The 15695-nt window shown below is 74.0% G+C and carries 16 protein-coding genes; 10 read left to right on the top strand and 6 right to left on the bottom strand.

The genetic code is table 11. The features are described 5' to 3' along the window. Positions 1-64 precede the first annotated feature (64 nt). Genes AC0HI0_RS06625 through AC0HI0_RS06610 form a run of 4 tightly spaced genes read left to right on the top strand, consistent with a single transcriptional unit; the run spans position 65 to position 5657 of the window. Positions 65-1978, top strand: coding sequence for a hypothetical protein (locus AC0HI0_RS06625; protein ID WP_480931363.1), 1914 nt, complete (start codon positions 65-67; stop codon positions 1976-1978). Continuing rightward, positions 1971-4784, top strand: a complete 2814-nt coding sequence (locus tag AC0HI0_RS06620; protein WP_480931362.1) for an ATP-binding protein — start codon at positions 1971-1973, stop codon at positions 4782-4784. The genes AC0HI0_RS06625 and AC0HI0_RS06620 overlap by 8 nt, the downstream gene beginning before the upstream one ends. Beyond that, positions 4781-5221, top strand: a complete 441-nt coding sequence (locus AC0HI0_RS06615) for a hypothetical protein (RefSeq protein WP_480931361.1) — start codon at positions 4781-4783, stop codon at positions 5219-5221. The genes AC0HI0_RS06620 and AC0HI0_RS06615 overlap by 4 nt, the downstream gene beginning before the upstream one ends. Continuing rightward, on the top strand, positions 5211-5657 hold the full coding sequence (locus AC0HI0_RS06610; RefSeq protein WP_480931360.1) for a hypothetical protein: 447 nt from the start codon (positions 5211-5213) through the stop codon (positions 5655-5657). Before AC0HI0_RS06615 ends, AC0HI0_RS06610 begins: the two co-directional genes overlap by 11 nt. Before the next feature lie 139 nt (positions 5658-5796). Here the strand turns inward: AC0HI0_RS06610 and AC0HI0_RS06605 are convergent, their stop codons facing one another. Continuing rightward, on the bottom strand, positions 5797-6471 hold the full coding sequence (locus AC0HI0_RS06605) for a TetR/AcrR family transcriptional regulator (protein ID WP_480931359.1): 675 nt from the start codon (positions 6469-6471) through the stop codon (positions 5797-5799). Between the two features lie 93 nt (positions 6472-6564). Between AC0HI0_RS06605 and AC0HI0_RS06600 the strand changes: the two genes are divergently transcribed. Together AC0HI0_RS06600 and AC0HI0_RS06595 are read left to right on the top strand one after the other, a co-directional pair. Continuing rightward, on the top strand, positions 6565-7299 hold the full coding sequence (locus AC0HI0_RS06600) for an NAD(P)-dependent oxidoreductase (RefSeq protein ID WP_480931358.1): 735 nt from the start codon (positions 6565-6567) through the stop codon (positions 7297-7299). Then, the gene (locus AC0HI0_RS06595; protein ID WP_480931357.1) at positions 7296-8039 is read left to right on the top strand and encodes a DUF4386 domain-containing protein; all 744 of its coding nucleotides are present in this window, start codon (positions 7296-7298) and stop codon (positions 8037-8039) included. The genes AC0HI0_RS06600 and AC0HI0_RS06595 overlap by 4 nt, the downstream gene beginning before the upstream one ends. Here the strand turns inward: AC0HI0_RS06595 and AC0HI0_RS06590 are convergent. The 4 genes from AC0HI0_RS06590 to AC0HI0_RS06575 form a co-directional block, all read right to left on the bottom strand. Further along, complete coding sequence (locus tag AC0HI0_RS06590) at positions 7981-9291, bottom strand: amidase (RefSeq protein WP_480931356.1); 1311 nt, start codon at positions 9289-9291, stop codon at positions 7981-7983. The genes AC0HI0_RS06595 and AC0HI0_RS06590 overlap by 59 nt on opposite strands. A gap of 63 nt (positions 9292-9354) precedes the next feature. After that, a complete protein-coding gene (locus AC0HI0_RS06585; protein WP_480931355.1) occupies positions 9355-10218 on the bottom strand; it encodes a GNAT family N-acetyltransferase in 864 nt (287 codons plus the stop codon). 415 nt (positions 10219-10633) lie between these two features. Further along, a complete protein-coding gene (locus tag AC0HI0_RS06580; protein WP_480931354.1) occupies positions 10634-11047 on the bottom strand; it encodes an effector-associated constant component EACC1 in 414 nt (137 codons plus the stop codon). 106 nt (positions 11048-11153) lie between these two features. Next, complete coding sequence (locus AC0HI0_RS06575; protein ID WP_480931353.1) at positions 11154-12599, bottom strand: methyltransferase domain-containing protein; 1446 nt, start codon at positions 12597-12599, stop codon at positions 11154-11156. A 194-nt stretch (positions 12600-12793) separates the two neighbouring features. Here AC0HI0_RS06575 and AC0HI0_RS06570 point away from each other — a divergent pair, with 194 nt between their 5' ends. Genes AC0HI0_RS06570 through AC0HI0_RS06560 form a run of 3 tightly spaced genes read left to right on the top strand, consistent with a single transcriptional unit; the run spans position 12794 to position 14594 of the window. Then, a complete protein-coding gene (locus AC0HI0_RS06570; RefSeq protein WP_480931352.1) occupies positions 12794-13324 on the top strand; it encodes a hypothetical protein in 531 nt (176 codons plus the stop codon). A 56-nt stretch (positions 13325-13380) separates the two neighbouring features. Further along, complete coding sequence (locus AC0HI0_RS06565) at positions 13381-14007, top strand: ClpP family protease (RefSeq protein ID WP_480931351.1); 627 nt, start codon at positions 13381-13383, stop codon at positions 14005-14007. Beyond that, positions 14004-14594 (top strand): ClpP family protease, encoded by a 591-nt coding sequence (locus AC0HI0_RS06560; protein WP_480931350.1) that lies wholly within the window; start codon positions 14004-14006, stop codon positions 14592-14594. The genes AC0HI0_RS06565 and AC0HI0_RS06560 overlap by 4 nt, the downstream gene beginning before the upstream one ends. A 2-nt stretch (positions 14595-14596) precedes the next feature. Here AC0HI0_RS06560 and AC0HI0_RS06555 read toward each other — a convergent pair whose 3' ends face one another. After that, positions 14597-14950 carry a helix-turn-helix domain-containing protein gene (locus tag AC0HI0_RS06555; protein WP_480931349.1) on the bottom strand — a complete coding sequence of 118 codons (354 nt, stop codon included), beginning with the start codon at positions 14948-14950 and terminating at the stop codon, positions 14597-14599. A gap of 210 nt (positions 14951-15160) precedes the next feature. On the opposite strand from AC0HI0_RS06555, the gene AC0HI0_RS06550 reads away from it, so the two are divergent. Next, positions 15161-15682 carry a hypothetical protein gene (locus AC0HI0_RS06550; protein ID WP_480931348.1) on the top strand — a complete coding sequence of 174 codons (522 nt, stop codon included), beginning with the start codon at positions 15161-15163 and terminating at the stop codon, positions 15680-15682. Positions 15683-15695 lie beyond the last annotated feature (13 nt).

The raw sequence follows: 15695 nt of genomic DNA, 5'->3' as shown, positions 1-15695 counted from the left end.
TTCCCGCACCGGCTTGCCACTATGTCCCGAGTGAGCCGAAAGCAGGTGAAGGGAGACATCACCGGTGATCGGTGTACCGCCGTCGGGGACAAGCGCGCACGGGGACCTCGACGACGCGGAGACGATCCGGCTGTCCCCGAACGCGTCCCCCCTGGCGCTGCGCGACGCCCCCGCCCTCGTCCGGGGGCTGTTCACCGGGGTCGAGCGGTGGGGGTGGGAGTTCGCGCCGCTGCCGGAGTTCACCGCCGCCCCGGAGCCGCCGCCGAAGTGGCGCGAGCCGGACGAGGTGGCGCTGGCCTGGCAAGTGCGGCGGCGCAGGCTGTGGCAACTGCCCTGGCTGGCCTCCGGTGTCGGGGCCGTGGCGCTGGCAGGCTGGGCGCTGCCGATCCCGTCCGCCGTCGCCGTCGACGCCGCGCTCGCCGGGTGGCTGGTGGTCGGGTTGGCGACCGTCCTGGTCCGGCAGGTGCTGGTGCCCAGGTCGCTGCTGCGCGCGGCCGGCCAGGACCGCGACTTCCGCTTCGAGCAGTTCCGCCACCGCATCGGCGCGTGGCGCGCCGGGGTGGCGGCGCGCGAGGAGGCGATGCGCGGCCGCGGGCTCGCCAAGGAGTGGCTGCCCCTGCGGCTGACCGCGTCGACCGACCGGGTGGAGGTCTTCGGCGGCACCGGGGCCGGCTGGGCCAGCCTGGTCACCACCGCGGGCAGTTCCCTGTTGCGCGCGGGCGGTTCGGTGCTCGTGGTCGACCTGAGCGAACGCCGCGTCGCCGGCGAACTCGCGGCGTTCGCGGCGGTGGTGGGGCAGCCGGTGGCCGACCTCTCGCTCACCCGGGACGACGGAACCCTGTTGCGGGGCCTGGACCCCGACGACGCCGCCGAGGTCGTGGCGGGCGCGGTGGCGACCATGCGGTCCGCCGACGCCGTCGACCTGAGGGTGGTCGACGCGGCGGTGCTCGGCGCGGTCACCGGCTGCCTGGACGGGCCGATCACCTTCACCCGGCTCGCGGCCGGGCTGCGGGTGGTGCGCGGCCACTACGACCCTGAGGTCCCGCTGAGCCGGGCCGAGGTGCGCCGGCTGACCGACCGGATCGACGCCGTCGGCGGCACGGACCGGGTCGCCGACGCGATGCACACGCTGACCGGCCTGGTCGACCTGCTCGCCGGGGCCGAGCCGGCCGGTGACCCCGTGCCGTGGTCCGGGCCGGGGCTGACCGTGCTGGCGACCGGCGGAACCCACCCGCGCCGCAAGGACTTCCTCGACCGGGTGCTGGTCGAGCGCGTGCTGCACGCGCTGCGGACGCGCCCGGACACCGCCGAGCGGCCGGTGGTGTTCCTGGCCGGGGCGGACCGGGTGGGCGTGGCCGGTGTCGAGGCGCTGATCCGGCAGAGCCGCCGGTCGGGCGTGCGGCTGGTGCTGATGATGGAGCGCCTGCGCGACGACCTGACCCGGCTGCTCGGCGGCGCCGGCAGCACGACGATCCTGATGCGCCTGGGCAACCACGAGGAGGCCAAGGCCGCGGCGGAGTTCATCGGCCGCGAGCACACCTTCCGGGTCAGCCAGATCACCCGCCAGGTCGGCGAGAGCTTCACCGAGGGGCGCGCCGAGACCTCCGGCGCGCAGACCAGCTCCTCGACCAACTCCGGCCGGCACCGCAGCCGTCCCGCCGACGCGAAGTGGTTCGACGTCAAGGCCGGCAGCGGCGGCACGTCGGAGGGCGTGGCCGTGTCCAGGGCGGACACCTGGCAGCAGACCGTGAACCACTCCGTCGCGACCTCGGAGAGCACCGGCACCACCGAATCCCGGGTGTACGAGTTCACCGTCGAGCCCGTCGAGGTGCAGAGCCTCCCGCAGACGGCGTTCATCCTGGTCGAGCACGGGGACCAGGGCCGCCGGGTGCTGCTGGCCGACTGCAACCCCGGCATCGCGCTGCTGCCCCGGGTGATCGGCGGTCCCCCGGCCGACGTGGGACGCCGACGTGGCTGACCCCGGCCTGCTCGACGGCGTGCGGTTCCTCCGGCTGCGGTCCGCGCCGCGCCGCACCGCCGAGGCCGACCCGGTCCCGGCGCACCTGTTCGCCGCGCTGACCGCCGCGCACGCCGGGCTGGTCGGCCACGGCGTGCTCGTCGCGGCGTGGCACCGGGTGCCGGGCGACCCGAGGGTGCACGTGCTGTTCGGCGGCCGGCCGGACTTCCCCCCGGCGACCCGGATCGGCGCCCCGGGCGACGTCGTGCCCGTGCGGTACCCGCCGGGCAGCACGGCGGAGGTCGTCGCCGGCGACGAGGTCGTGGACACCTGGCGGCGGTTCCGCAGCTGGGTGCGCTGCCCGGGCCGGTTCGACGCGCTGTGGGGCCCGGCGGACGGCCGGCGGTCCCCGGCGCGCGGCGGTTTCGACGACAGCGTGGCGCACCTGGGCGAGGCGTTCGTCTGGCTGACCGTCGCCGAGCCACTGCCGGTCGAGGACGTGGACGACGAGCTGTCCAGGCTGGACGTGGCGATCCCGCCGCTGCGCCGCGACGTCCGGCTGGAGTCGAGCCGGATCGCCCTGCACCGCGCCGAGGGCCGCTACCGGGAGCTGTCCCGGGTGCGCGCGACCGGCGCGTGGCGGGTGCACGTGCTGGTCGGCGGGCTGGACGAGGTGTCGGCGCGCCGGGGCGCGGCGCTGCTGTCCGGCGCGAGCGACCTGGACGAGCTGCCCTACGTGCTCGGCGCGGCGGGCCGGGCGGAGCCGTTCGAACGGGCGCTCGCCTCGACCACCGCCGACTCGCCGTTCACCGCCGGCGGCGAGCTGGTGGCCGCCCTGGCGCGCCCGCCGAAGCGGGAGCTGCCGGGCGTCCGGCTGACCGAGGTCGCCGGGTTCGACCTCACCCCGGAGACCAGCGGGTCGACCGGGCTGGGCGCGGTGCTGGACGACGCCGACCAGCACGTCGGGCCGTTCACCGTGCCCGAGGCGACGCTGAACCGGCACACCCTGGTCGTCGGGGCCACCGGGTCGGGCAAGTCGCAGACCGTGCGGCACCTGCTGGAGCAGCTGCACCACGCGGGTGTCCCGTGGCTGGTCGTGGAACCGGCGAAGGCGGAGTACGCGGCGATGGCGGGCCGCATCGGCGACGCCCCGGTGGCGGTGATCCGGCCGGGCGACCCCGACGCGGTCCCGGTCGGGCTCAACCCGCTGGAGCCGGAGCCGGGTTTCCCCGTGCAGACCCACATCGACCTGGTGCGGGCGCTGTTCCTGGCCGCGTTCGAGGCGGAGGAGCCGTTCCCGCAGGTGCTCGGGCAGGCGCTGCACCGGTGCTACACCGAGCTGGGCTGGAACACCGTGCTGGGCGGGTCCCGCCTGCCGGGCGTGACGCCGAGGCACCCCACCTTGGCCGACCTGCGGCGCACCGCGCTGGAGGTGGTCGACGGCATCGGCTACGGCAAGGAGGTCACCGACAACGTCAAGGGGTTCATCGACGTGCGGATCGGGGCGCTGCGGCTGGGCACGCCCGGCCTGTTCTTCGAGGGCGGCCACCCGCTCGACGTCGAGGACCTGTTGCGCCGCAACGTGGTCCTGGAGATCGAGGACATCGGCAACGACCAGGACAAGGCGTTCTTCATCGGCGCCGTGCTGATCCGCCTGCACGAGCACCTGCGCACCCGGCGCTCCCCCGGCGCGGGCGGGCTGCGGCACGTGACCGTGCTGGAGGAGGCGCACCGGCTGCTCAAACGCGCCGAACCCGGGTCCTCCACCGCGCACGCGGTGGACCTGTTCACCTCCCTGCTGGCCGAGATCCGCGCGTACGGCGAGGGGATCGTGGTGGCCGAGCAGATACCGTCGAAGATCGTCCCGGACGTCGTCAAGAACACCGCGCTCAAGATCGTCCACCGGCTGCCCGCCGACGACGACCGCGCCGCCGTCGGGGCGACGATGAACCTGGACGAGGCCCAGTCCCGGCACGTCGTGTCGCTGCCGCCGGGACGGGCCGTGGTGTTCGCCGACGGCATGGACCGGCCGGTGCGGGTGGCCGTGCCGCTGGGCGAGACCCGGGAGAAGCGGGGTGCCGGCGCGGAGATCGCGATCCGGCGGACGCGCAGCGCGGCCTGCGGTCCCGCGTGCCGGTCACGGCCGTGCGTGCTGCGGGAGATCGACTCCGCCGCGACGGTCGCCGAAGACCCGCGCGTGGTGCTGTGGATCGAACTGCTCGTGGTGGCCCACCTCGTGGGACGCCCGGCGCCCCGGCCGGAGCGCGCGTGGCTGGCCGGTCTGGTCGCGCGGGTCGACGCGCGGACGCTGGAGTGCGCGGTCGCCCACCGGGTGCAGGCCGCGATCGACGTGAGGTACGGCGGGCTCGCCGCGCACTACCAGCCCGAGTCCCTCGCCGAGCACGTGGCGGGTGCCGCGCTCGCCACCCTGCGCGCCGGCACCACGTCGTGCGACGGGTCCGAGGTGCGCTGGCAGGCCGGGCGCTACCGGTGGTTCGACGTGGTGCGCGCCCTGGTGGAGGCCGGTCCGGACGCCGGCCGGCACCCGGACACGGCGCGCTGGGCCGAGCGCGGCCTGCACCTGACCGGCGACACCACCGGCGAGCAGCTGGCGGACCTGGAGGCGCACCCGGACAGCTGGCTGCCCGACGACTCGGTGATCGTCGGCGCGGGTGCGCCGCCGGTCCACGAGTCGGCGCTGGCCAAGCTCAGCCGGCTGCACCCGCCGGACCGCCGGTTCCTGGCCGTCACCGGGTTCCTGGGCCTGGGCACGACCTGGCCGTTGACGGCGCTGAAGCTCACCGAGCAGACGGCGGGTGACCGATGAGCGCGGACCGGAGCGCGGACAGCGGCCACCCGGACCCGCCGGAGCGATTACCGGAGGCGGACCGGCGGTCGGAGGGCGCGCCGCGACCCGGTGACAGCACCGCGGCGTGGTCGCTGCGCGAGGAACGCCCGCTGGAGACCGACTCGCGGGACAAGGTGGAGGTGGAACCGACCGCGCGGACCATCGTCGAACACGCGGACCGGCGGGCGGTCGACGGGAGGGGCGACCACTACGTGCGCGGGGTGCGCCCCGACGACCTCGTCCACTACGTCGACGGGGTGCTCGACCGGAAAGTACCGAACGTGGAGGTCAAATACCCCGGTAACGGCCGGGTGGCGTACTGGGATCCGGACAAGGACGCCGTGGTCATCGAGGACGGTGACGGCGGCAGCGTGTTCACGCCGAAGCAAGGAAGGGACTACTTCGATGACCTCTGAGGGTCGGGAACTTCCCGGTGAGGGTGATCTCCTCCGATTGCGCAAGGACGAGTTCGAGCTGCTGCGGCAGGTCGTCCGCGAGGCCCGCGAGCTGAGCGACGAGCAGTTGACCGATGTCGGCGTGCAGCGCGGCAAGGTCGACGAGCTGGGCAACGCGCTGCGGTCCGTGCGCGGTGGACTCGCCGACGCCGACCACCCGGCGGTGGACGTGGTCCTGCACGAGTCCGCGGGTGCCCACCCCGCGCTGTCCCACCCGGAGCCCGCCGAACCGCCGCAGGTCACCGGCGTGCTGTCGCACTCGGTCGCGGCCCGGATGCCGGTGCTGATCCACTACGTCGGCGAGTGGCTGGGCGACCGCGAGCTGCGGCATCGGACCGGGAGCGACCAGGCGGCGCTGAGCCACCTCGCCGACCGGTTCCGCGGCCGGGAGGCGTGACCGCCGAGGCCACGAACCCGGCGGACCGGCGCCCACGGCGGTGCCGCGCACCATCGCGGAGCAAGCCGGGGGGCGTTGGCCGTTCGCGCCGATGCCGGGCGGGCCGGCCGAACTCCCGTGACGGCGCGGCGGACGTGGTTCAGCGCCAGCTCTCGCGGTGGGCCTGGAGCCCGTCGATGATCAGGTCGAGCCCGATGTCGAACTCCCCGGTGTAGGCGTACCCCGGTTTCCGGGTGCGGTCGGCGATCATCTCGGCGAGGTGCGGGAGTTCGTCGCGCGGCAGCTGCTCCAGGATCGAGCCCGCGACGTCCTCGAACCCGGCGGTCGACGCGAACGGCAGGCTCATCTCCTGGAGCGTGAACCCGTAGACGTAGCTGTCCAGCACCGAGAGCGCGTGCGCCGCGCCGGACAGCGAGAAGCCGCCCGCCCGCAGGCTGCCGATCACCGCGTCGTGGTGGCGCAGGGTCGCGGGGCCGGGGTTCGCGCGCGAGTCCATCAGCCTGATCGCCCACGGGTGGCGGACCAGCGCGCCGCGCATCGAGACCGACCGCTCCCGCATCGCGGTCCACCACTCGACCTCCGGTGACGGCAGTTCGATCTCGCCGAAGACGAGGTCGACCATGCCGTCGAGGATCAGGTCCTTGTTGCGGAAGTGGTGGTAGAGCGACATGGCCTCGACGCCGAGCCGTTCGGCGAGCTTGCGCATGCTCGGCACGCCGGCACCGGCCTCGTCCGCCATCTCGACCGCCGTGCGCAGCACCACCTCCTTGCCGAGCGTGGTGCGGCGAGGTGGGTCGGCCGACTCGGTGGGCACGCGGTTCTCCTGTCCGGACGGCTGCGCTGCTTGACAACCTTACACCGCAAGGTTGTACCTTACGACGTAAGGGTCGAGGCAGGGAGGAACGTCGTGGAACCGATCGGTGTGGACGGAACCGGGCAGCCGGGGGCGGGCCGGAGGGTGTGCGTGGTGGGCGCGTCCGGGAAGCTCGGGCGCTACCTCGTGGCGCACGCGCTGGAACGCGGGTACGAGGTCGTGGGGGTGTGCCGGGAGCAGAGCGTGGGCAAGCTCGCCGAGTTCGAGGGGCGGATCACGGTGGTCCCCGGCGCGACCGACGACCGCGCGGTCATCGCGCGGGCCGTGGACGGGTGCGACGCCGTGCTCACCGTGCTGGTGCCGTGGGGGCGCAACCACTACGCGTCCGGCACGGCCCAGGCCGTGCTCGATTACGCCCGTCCCGGCGCGCGGCTGGTGTTCTCCTGCGGCTGGCACATCACCCGTGACGGCAAGGACGTGTACTCGCGCCGTTTCAAGCTGTACGCGGCGGTCTTCGGGCGGCTGGCCAAGCTGGCCGGCGTCGTGGACGTGGACGACCAGGTCGACGCGTGCCGCCGGGTGTTCGACAGCGACACCAGGTGGACGGTCGTGCGCGGCAGCGACCTGGAAGAGGGCGAGAGCCAGGGCTTGCCGGTGTGGAGCAGGCACGTCGGCGATCCCGTGCTGGCCGGCAACCTGACCCGTCGGGTCGACTACGCCCTGTTCATGGTCGAGGCCGTGGTGGACGACGCGCTGATCCACGAGGCCCCGGCGATCGTCGGCCGGCTGACCCCGTCGGCCCTCGCCCACGCCGGGCGGTCGGCGTGAGAGCCCGACCCGACCTCGAAGGACGCGCCACCACCGCGCCGAGGAAGCTCGCGCGGATCGCGGGCGTGCTGTACCTGGTCGTCGCGGTGCTCACGACCTTCGCCGGGGTCGTGAACACCACCGTCGTCTCCGGCGACGCCGCCACCACCGCCGACGGCATCGCCGCCTCGGCCACCCTGTACCGCATCGGGTTCATCGCCGAACTGGTCGGTGCCGCGGCTTTCCTGCTGACGGGCATGACCTTGTACCTGCTGCTCAAGCACGTCAACCGGGTGGCCGCCGCCGCGATGGTCACGTTCGTGGCGGTGAGCGTGGCGATGCAGAGCCTGAACCTGCTCAACCAGCAGGCGGCACTGGCGATCGCCACCGGCCGCGACTACGCCGACGCCTTCGGCGCGACCGGTGCCGACCGGTTGACGGCGCTGTTCGCCGGCCTCCAGCACGACGGCTACCTCATCGCCCAGACGTACTTCGGCCTGTGGCTGCTGCCGCTGGGCTACCTGGTCGTCAAGTCCGGCTACTTCCCCAAGGTGCTCGGCGTGCTGGTGGTGATCGGCTGCTGCGGCCACCTCGTGGACGTGTTCGCGCGCTTCCTCGCGCCCGACTTCGGCGCGAGCCTCTCACCGTTCGCGATGACCCCGGCGGCGATCGCGGAGATCTCGTTCATCGCCTGGCTGCTGGTCAAGTCCGTGCGGATCCCCGCGTCCGGCGGCCAGGTTCCGGCGACCGCCCGGCCGTAGCGGATGGCGAGGGCGTGCGGTGCGGTCGAAGACCGTGCCACGTCAACGCGAGAACGTCGCCGGACGCCCGACGTCCGGTCCTCCGTGGACAGTCTCGTACAGCCGGCCGACGCGCAGCACGGTGGCTTCGTCGAAAGGTCTTCCGATCAGATGCAGACCGATGGGCAGGCCGTCGCCGCCCACGCCGACCGGCAGCGACCGCGCCGGTGATGTTCGCCGGCGAGGACAGCCTGACGTACGTGTCGGGCACGCTCTCGACCGAGCCGTCCGGCCACCGCACCACCTGCTGGTCGCTGCGGACCTCCGGGCCGTACAGCTCGGGGGTCGCGCGCAGCGCCCGCTCGTGGGCAGCGGTGGCCTCGGGCACCATGAGACCCCAGTGGGTGGCCTGGATGTACCTGGTCAGCGGGATTTCGACGTCGACCGGCACGGCCCCGAGCCCGCACAGGCGCGTGATGGCCCCGATGACCGCGTCGGCCACCTGCGGCGCGACCCGGTCGAAGTAGTGGTTGCGCGGAACGCCCACGCGCAGCCCGGCCAGGTCCCCGCCCGCTTCGCCGCGCCCGCTCGCGGGGCCGGACGAGGTCTTGCCCACCGGCGCGGCGAGCACGAGTCCGGCGTCCTCGACCGTGCGGGTGATCGGGCCGACGTGGTCCAGCGACCGGGACAGGGACGTCACGCCGTCCAGGGGGACCAGCCCGTAGGTGGGTTTGAGGCCCACCACGCCGTTGAGCGCGGCCGGGACCCGGATGGAGCCGCCGGTGTCCGTGCCCGGGGAGAAGGTCGCCGAGCCGGCCGCGACCGCCACCGCCGAACCGCCGCTCGAACCGCCCGCGAGCCGGTCCGCGTGCCGCGCGTTCCTGGTCTGCGGTGTCGTGAGGCCGTAGGCGAACTCGTGGGTGTGGGTCTTGCCCAGGAGCACCGCGCCGGCGTGCGCCGGCCGTGCCGCCACCGCGCTGTCGCGGCCGGCGACGTGCCGGTCGCGCACGCGGGAACTGGCGGTGGTGGGCGTTCCGGCCACGTCGACGAGATCTTTGAGAGCCATCGGGATGCCGTGCAACGGGCCGCGGTGGCGGCCCGCCGCGATCTCCCGGGCGGTCGTGCCGAAATCGAGTTCGCGCGGCAGGCCGACCACCCGGTGGATGTGGTTGGCCGTGGTGGTGACCAGGTCGAGCTGCCCGATCGGAGCCGGCAGACCGGCTTGGAGCGCCCAGTGGGCGACCTCCTCCGGCGTGAGTTCGGCGGCACTCATGCGTTGATCCTTCCCGGCAGCGCGGCGAACGCACAACGTGCACGCCCGTGTCCGGTCGGCGCGCTACGACCTGGCCGGCTCGGGCGGGGTGAACGCGAACTCGGCGGCGTCGCACACCGGCCGGAACCCGATCCGCCGGTAGATCGAGTTCGACGTCGGGTTGGCCAGGTCGGTGAACAGCACCACGTGCTCGGCTCCCGCGTCGAGCGCCCACCGCGCGCACGCCGCCGTGACGGCCGCCGCGTAGCCGTTGCGGCGGTGCTCCTTCGGCGTGAAAACAGGGCCGATGCGGGACATCCCGTGCGCCGGCCGACCGGCGCACGCCCACGACACCGGCTCGCCGTCGCGCAGCCACAGGACGTGGCCCATGCCGAAGGAGAGCGTGCCGCGCAGGTAGGTCCAGGCGTACTCCTCGTCCGGCTCGTGCGGCGCGGACTCGCGCTCGAAGTCCAGGTACCAGCGGAACAACAGGTCGAGGTCGTCCTCGGTGGCCAGGCGGAACGTGCCGGGGATCCCGGTCGGCGCGGCGAGTTCGGCCAGGCGGAACAGCCGCATCGACATCGCTTCCCGCACGTCGCACCCGGTGCGTTCGGTCCACGCCCGGACGAACGCCGCCGCCTCGACCCTCGGCCCGACGACGCCCGGCAGTTCCACGTCCGCCAACTCCTCGGCGACCACGTCCGCCCACCGCACCGGCACGCCGCTGACCGACAGCGGCCACGGCGGCGTGCACAGGGCCGCCGCGACGACCTCGCCGTGCTCGGTCACCGTCACCAGCAGCGGCGGCCGGTCCGCCGGGTCGGGTTGGTCGAGCCGCCGGTGCACGGCGGCGACCGCAATCGTGTGGAACACCGGGTCCGCGCAGAAAAAACCACTGGTCACGGCCCAGAAACCGGACAGGTCGTGGTGCCTCGCCACATCAGCCACAAGTCGGCAAGGTAGCGCAGCGGGCCGTCCGGAGCACTCGGATAACCACCCCGGTCGATCCCGGGCCCGGTCCTCGCGGTACTCCGCCTCCGCCGCCCCGCCTCGGCGGACGCGCGGCCTCGTCCGAGTCGTCCCGCCCGGCCGGGAGCCGCGCCAGGTCGACCACGCCGAGCCCGCAGCCGGCGTCGACGCTCCGGTGGCACCGGGACTCGGTCGTCTCGGCCGAGCCCTCGGTCTCGAACAGCCCGCCCGCGGCGGCCATCGCCCAGCACCGCCGGTGACTGGTCGAGCCCGAACGATCGCCGCCGGGCTTGAGCCGCTCGCCAGGAAGCGTTGCGCACCAACGGCAACCGTCCGACGGTGCCGCTGCCGCCGACCCTCGGGCAACCGCGCGCCGGGCCCGGCAGCGCCGCCGCTACTCCCCTGCGGCCTTCCGCAGCGCCTCCACGATCGCGACCGGGTCCTTGATCCTCTTCCCGTCCAGGTGGACGGTCCCCTTCTTGCCCCGGAAGGTGAGCTTCAGGTCCGACGTGCGGTGCTGGACCCACACGCTCACCGCACGGGCCAGCACGGCCCCGACCCCGCCGGAACCCAGCGCCACCATCAGCACGTCGCTCGCGCTGCCCATCTCCTCCGGACCCGGCGGGACCGGCACCAGGCGCACGGTGCTGCCCGGCACGTCGTCGTCGCCGCGCAGCCAGCGGAACAACGACCGGATCTCGGCACCCGCGTCGACGGCACCCGGGTCACCGGTGGCGGTGTCGGCGGCATCGGACACGGTGATGGCGACGTCCACCCGGACCTCCAGCGTCAGGCACGAACAGATCACCCGACGGTAGCCGACCGGCCGACGCGCTGTACGGCGATTGCCCGTTCCCGGTTCGGTGCGCTCGCGGCACGAGACCGCCGCCACCGACAGTCCACAGTGGACCGGATCAGTCCCGGAGGGGCAGTTCCACGACCGGCGCGCCGTTGAGGCTGAACCAGCAGACCCGTTCGCTCACCAGGTCGAACTCCACCGACACGACCCCCTCGGGCCGGGGCGGGACCTCCACGCGCACCGGGAACTCGACGTGCTCGCCGGGGCGCAGCCCGCCGCCCGGCAGCGCGATCCGCTCCAGGTCGCGCACGGTGAGGTCGGCCAGGTGCAGGCGCACGCCCAGCCGGACCCCGCCCACGCCCGCGTCGGACGGCAGCCACACGCGCTCGCCCGTGTTGTGCACCCGGCACGTCCCGGTGACGGTGGTCGCCGAACCCGTCCTGGTGATCCGCACGCCGTCCAGCGCGAGGTCGGCGGTCAAGCCCTGCTGCTCGCGGCTGTCCGGCACCTCCTCGCCCGCCACGCGCAGCACGAACATCCGGCGGCCGTCGATCGCGGCGCGGGTGAGGTCGAGGAAGTGCGCGCCCTCCCCCCGACCGGCCACGACCGCCCGGAAGGTGTCGAGGTCGACCCAGCCCGGCGCGGTGTCGACCGGGCACAGCCGCAGGTCCGTGAAACCGGCGGCGCGCGCCCACTCCCACACGTCCTCCATCACCACGTCGTTCTCGATCACGCCGTAGTGCCGCATCTCGTACTGCGACTGCGGCTGCACGGAGTGGCGATCGCCCGGCTCGGAGAACGCGGCGATGCCGCCGGGGCGCAGGACCCGCGCCATCTCCCGGAGCACCTCGGCCGGGTTGGGCACGTGGTGGAAGGCGTCGAAGGACAGGATCCGGTCGACGCTCGCGTCCGGCAGGTCGATCCGGTGGCCGTCGAACACCAGGAACTCCGGTTCCGGCTGCTCCCCCGGCACGGGCTGCTCGGCGAACAGCCGGCGGCCGAGTTCGAGCGCGGTGGGCGAGACGTCCAGCGCCACCACCCGGCAGCCGAGGCGGGTCAGGTAGCGGCTGGTCCAGCACGTGCCCGCGCCGAAGTCGAGCACCCGCAGGCCGGGGAACGGCCGCAGACCGCGCAGCACCTGCCCGAACGTGGTCAGCAGGTCGGCCGCGTCGGCGGCGTCCCGGAACGGCTTGGTCAGCAGGACGTCGGGCTCCTCCACGGCCCGGAAGTAGCCTTCCGCCCGCTCGGCCAACTCCTCGACGGTGACGGTGGCGATCAGCTCGGCGACGTCGATCAGGTCGGGATCGCGCTCGTCGCCCGGCTCCGCGATCCGCTCGGTGTCCGCGACGTCCGGGGCGAGCCGTCGGCCGAACTCCTCCGAGGCGGCCAGGCTCGCGCACACGTCGGCGACGGTCGTCTCACCGGCACCGAGCGCGGCCACGTAGTGCGCCACCCCGTCCGGATCGCCGGGACGGCCGAGGATGAGCCGGTAGGCGCGCTCGACCACGGCCGCCAACTCCCCGGGCCCGTCGCTCCCACCCGCTTCGACCACCGTCGGCACCCCGCCCATAACAGAGGTTTCGTCACGTTCACGTCGCACGCCGGCAAGTTACACGGCCTCGGTCGACAGGCGCAGGCGGCGTCCCGCCATTCAGGGTAGGGCCGAGGGGCGGTTCAGGGTAGTTCCCGGATCCCGGCCGGCCCGACCTGGGCGATGCTCGCAGCGGGGTTCTGCCGATATCGGGGGGTGTCGTGTTGTCCACACGCGAGGGGGCGGCCGTGCGGCCGGGGCGCTTGACGTCGTTCCTGCTGGTCCTGACCGGAGCCGCGTCGGTGTTGTTCACGGTGGGGACCGCGTTGCAGGCGTTCGTCGTCGTGGACGAGGAGACGCTTACGCGGATGATGCTGCTCGCCGGGGCCGCACCGGGGGCCGCGGCCGAGCAGGTGCCGGGGTTCCTGGTCGGGTTCCGCGCGGTCGGGTGCCTCTACCTGGTCGGCAACGCGCTGGGGGTGCTCGCGCTGCGCCGCCGACCCGACCGGCGGCTGTTCTGGCTGGTGCTGGTGGTCAACGCGACCCAGGCGGCCGGGGTGTGGCTGGTGCCGCCGGAGGTGTCCACCGCCGCGCGGGAGCGATTCGGGGTCGTCGGGGTGCTGCCGTCGCTGGTCACCGACGTCGGGGCGCTGGTCCTGGTGGCCGTCCTGGTGGTCGGGTCGCTGGCCACGCGCGCGGTCTGGGGGCAGGTGCGCCACCGCGCGGTCGGGGCGGGGGCGTCTGCCGTGGGCTGATCCGCTCACAGCAGCGACGGCGGACGGCGGCGGCGTCCGGGCGGCATGGTCGGGGCATGACCAACAACGAGAGGCAGCCGCTGTTCGACCACCGGCTGCGGGAGCGCTTCCTCAGTCAGCGGGTGCTGGTCCTCGACGGCGGCCTGGACGACGACAACGGGACCGTGCTCGCCACCCAGATGCTCTCCCTGGCCGCCGAGGACCCCGACAAGGACATCGCGCTGTGGATCCACTCGCCGGGCGGCTCGGTGCCCGCGATGCTGGCCATCCGCGACGTGATGCGGCTCGTGCCGTGCGCCGTGTCCACGCTCGCGCTCGGGCTGGCGTGCAGCGCGGGCCAGTTCCTGCTCTCCGCCGGCACGCCGGGCAAGCGGTACGCGCTGCCGCACGCCCGGATCCTGATGCACCAGGGATCGGCGGGGATCGGCGGCTCGGCGGTCGAGGTCGAGGTGCAGGCCGACGACCTGCGGCACACCCGCGACACCGTGCTCGGGCTCATCGCGCAGGACACCGGCCAGCCGATCGAGCAGATCTTCACCGACTCCCTGCACGACCGCTGGTTCACCACGGCGCAGGCCGTCGACTACGGGTTCATCGACCACGTGGTGCGCGACCTCGGCGAGGTGGTGCCCGTGCGGCGGCACGAACTCGGGCTCGGCAAGGCGACGGGAGCACGCGCGTGAGCACCTACACCATCCCCAACGTGATCACCCGCGGCATCGGCGGCGAGCGGATCATGGACGTCTACTCGCACCTGCTCTCGGAGCGGATCGTCTACCTCGGCACCGCGATCGACTCCGGCGTGGCCAACGCGCTGATCGCCCAGCTGCTGTACCTGGAGGCGGACAACCCGGACCGCGAGATCAACCTGTACATCAACTGCGAGGGCGGCGACCCGTCCGCGATGCTCGCGCTGTACGACACCATGCGCTACATCAAGGCACCCATGGTGACCACGTGCATCGGGCAGGCCGTCGCGGCCGGGGCGGTGCTGCTGGCCGCCGGCCGGGCCGGGCACCGCTTCGTGCTGCCGCACACCAGGGTCGTGCTGCACCAGCCCGCCGCGCAGGGCCGGGGCACCATCCCCGACCTGATCCTCCAGGCCGACGAGGTGGTGCGGGTGCGCACCCAGTTCGAGGAGATCCTGTCCGCGCACACCGGCCACGGCGTCGCGGAGCTGCGCCACGACACCGACCGGGACCGGGTGTTCGACGCGGCGGGGGCCGTCGCCTACGGGCTGGCCGACCACGTCCTGGAGCACCGGGGCTGACCTCAGGCCGCCAGCAGCACGGGTCCCGCCGGTCGACGGCCGACCGCCGGACCCGCGCCCCGGCGCTGCCGGATGCCGCCGGCGATGCCGATGAGCAGGTCGGCGAAGTCCACCCCGAGCGCGCCGGCGACCGCGGCGATCATCTCGCTCGACGGCTCCTTGCGGCCGCGTTCGATCTCGGACAGGTACTGCGGGGAGATCCCGGCGCGCTCCGCGACGTCGACGAGCCGCCCGCCCTGCTCCTCCCGGGCCGCCCGCAGGCTCCGGCCGAGCACGTCGCGCCACAGCGGCTCGGGCTCGGGCTCGCGCGCCGGGGCGGGCGCGCGGTCCCGGTGGAAGGGAAGGATCTCCGCCATGGGGTCATCCTGACACCGGCCCGCCGCCCGCAGACCCCGGTTCCGCTCCCGGCGAAACGCCCGCGCACGACGAGCGGGCGCGCCCGAGGCCCGGGTGCGGTCGTGCCGCCGACCGGGTGGTGGGCGGTCGATCCGGCTAACGGCCGCGCGGGCGTGGCGAACTCACCGGGTGCCGCCCCGTTTCCCCGGTCGCCGAGGAGGACGAACCCCATGCCGTCGTCACGCCTGTTCCGCTGCCTCGCCGCGCTCCTGCCGGCCGCCGCCGTCGCGCTCGCAGCCGCGCCCGCCCACGCCTCGGGGGTGGACCAGGTGTGCGTGGGCACGGAGGTCACCTCGTTCGACCCGCCGCTCACCCTCGCCACCCGGCCCACCACCATCACGGTCAGCGGCATCTACCCGAGCTGCACGAACCCCGGCGCGGGCACCGCGACCTACGCCGAGACGTTCACCATCGCCGCGTCCTGCCTGACCCTGGCCGACTCCGGCTCGGCGCTGCGCACCTTCACCTGGAGCGGGACGACGGCACCGAGCACGTTCGAGTACAACGTCACCTCCAGCTCCGCGGGCGGCCAGGTGATCGTGACCAACACCGGCGTGCTGACCTCAGGCGGTTTCGCACCGGCCGGCGCGGAACAGGTGATCACGCTGGTGACCCCGAACACCCTCCAGTGCCTGACCGGCGGTGTGCCGAACGTGACCGGCCCGACCACCCTCACCGTCCACAGCCCCTGACGGCCCGCGCGGG

Source organism: Saccharothrix sp. NBAS 001, from assembly GCF_056640475.1.
Note: the sequence above shows the minus strand (reverse complement) of the source record. Positions and strands in the feature narration are given on the sequence as shown.

Coding starts and splice junctions, on each gene's coding strand:
- AC0HI0_RS06615 (WP_480931361.1), top strand. CDS start 4,781: ATGAGCGCGGACCGGAGCGCGGACAGCGGCCACCCGGACCCGCCGGAG.
- AC0HI0_RS06610 (WP_480931360.1), top strand. CDS start 5,211: ATGACCTCTGAGGGTCGGGAACTTCCCGGTGAGGGTGATCTCCTCCGA.
- AC0HI0_RS06590 (WP_480931356.1), bottom strand. CDS start 9,291: ATGAGTGCCGCCGAACTCACGCCGGAGGAGGTCGCCCACTGGGCGCTC.
- AC0HI0_RS06565 (WP_480931351.1), top strand. CDS start 13,381: ATGACCAACAACGAGAGGCAGCCGCTGTTCGACCACCGGCTGCGGGAG.
- AC0HI0_RS06555 (WP_480931349.1), bottom strand. CDS start 14,950: ATGGCGGAGATCCTTCCCTTCCACCGGGACCGCGCGCCCGCCCCGGCG.
- AC0HI0_RS06550 (WP_480931348.1), top strand. CDS start 15,161: ATGCCGTCGTCACGCCTGTTCCGCTGCCTCGCCGCGCTCCTGCCGGCC.